This window comes from Pontibacter rugosus (assembly GCF_042678745.1).
Taxonomy (GTDB): domain Bacteria; phylum Bacteroidota; class Bacteroidia; order Cytophagales; family Hymenobacteraceae; genus Pontibacter; species Pontibacter rugosus.
In genome coordinates this window covers 1-1625 of record NZ_JBHTLD010000404.1, presented here as the reverse complement: position 1 = coordinate 1625, position 1625 = coordinate 1, and the positions used below count along the sequence as shown (strand labels likewise).

Below are 1625 nucleotides of genomic sequence, written 5' to 3'. Positions count from 1 at the left end.
ATCGTTATATTAGTAAATAATGTTTTCCTAATATTTTAAGTATGGAGAGCTATCAACTTGTACCCTAATAATGAATAAACTATCTATAACTGGTCTCTCTGCTGCGCTGGTGCTGCTCTTTAATTCCTGTGCTACAAACCCTGTAACGGGAAAGAGAGACCTTATTTTAATGTCTGAGGCGCAGGAAGTCGCTTTAGGACAACAGTCTGACCCTGCCGTTGTAGCCCAGTTTGGCTTGTATCAGGATCCTGCTTTGCAACGCTTTATAGAGAACAAAGGGCAGGCAATGGCGGCTATATCACATCGTAGCAACATAGAGTACCACTTTAAAATAGTTGACTCGCCTGTTATCAATGCTTTTGCTGTTCCTGGCGGATATGTATACTTTACCCGTGGTATCATGGCCCATTTTAATAACGAAGCACAGTTTGCCGGTGTGTTAGGACATGAAATTGGCCATATTGCTGCACGCCATTCCGCACAGCAGCAAGCAAAGTCTACTTTAGCGCAGGGCGGTCTGATTTTAGGAACCATCCTCTCTCCTACAGTGGCTCAGGCAGGAAACTCTGCCGCCCAAGGGTTACAGCTGCTATTTCTGAAATTTGGCCGGGACGATGAGCGGGAGTCTGACAGGTTAGGTGTCGAATACTCTTCTAAGATTGGTTATGATGCAGAAGAGATGGCTGATTTCTTTGTAACCCTGCAACGGCAGCAGGAAAAAGGAGGCGAAGCTATACCGGGCTTTTTATCAACACACCCTAACCCAGCTGATCGCTTTGAAACTGTAAATAAACTGGCCTTTGAGTGGAAGCAAAAGCTAAACCTTACGAATGCTCAGGTAGAACGAAACAGTTACCTGAAACGCATTGATGGCTTGGTTTATGGAGAAGATCCGCGGCAGGGGTTTGTTGAAAATTACACGTTTTACCATCCTGAGCTTAAATTCAAGTTTCCTATACCAAACGGATGGGATTACATGAACTCACCGCAACAGTTTCAAATGGCTCCTAAGGATGGAAGCGCCATGCTGTCGCTAACCCTTGTACCGGGAGAAACACTGGAGGCTGCTGCACAACAGTTGTTACAAGGCTATAATTTACAGCCGGTAGAGTCTAAAAGTGTGACGGTAAACTCTTTGCCAGCTTTGGCTATTATAGCTGATTTAAAGCAACAGCAGGGGCAGCAACAGCAACAGGAAATTCGCACACTTATATACCTGATCAAGTATAACGGCAATATCTATAACCTGATGGGGGTAACAACTACAGCTAATTTTAATTCTGTTGCGCCGCAGTTCAGCAGCACTATGCAAAACTTCAGTACTTTAACGGAAGCCGAAAAATTAAACAGACAGCCGGAGCGCATTCAGATAAAAACAGTGGCACAGTCATCTTCTCTGCTTCAGGTGTTGCAAAGCTATAAGGTACCGGAGGCACGCTTAGAAGAACTGGCTATACTTAACGGAATGCAGCTTAGCGATAGAATTGATAAAGGAACTATGATTAAAGTGATTGGAAAGTAACAGCTAATCTATTAGATAAAGGTGCTTCCATTAAATGAGGCACCTTTTGTTTTTGTTTAGTGCATTAGAAATCAGTATTATTTTGCAGCTTTTCTAACTCAAC

The 1625-nt window shown here is 43.4% G+C and carries 1 protein-coding gene; it reads left to right on the top strand.

Going from position 1 to position 1625, the window contains the following annotated elements; all coding sequences use genetic code 11:
* Positions 1–70 precede the first annotated feature (70 nt).
* A complete protein-coding gene (locus tag ACFQ2O_RS21550) occupies positions 71–1522 on the top strand; it encodes a M48 family metalloprotease (protein WP_377532953.1) in 1452 nt (483 codons plus the stop codon).
* The last annotated feature ends 103 nt before the right edge of the window (positions 1523–1625 follow it).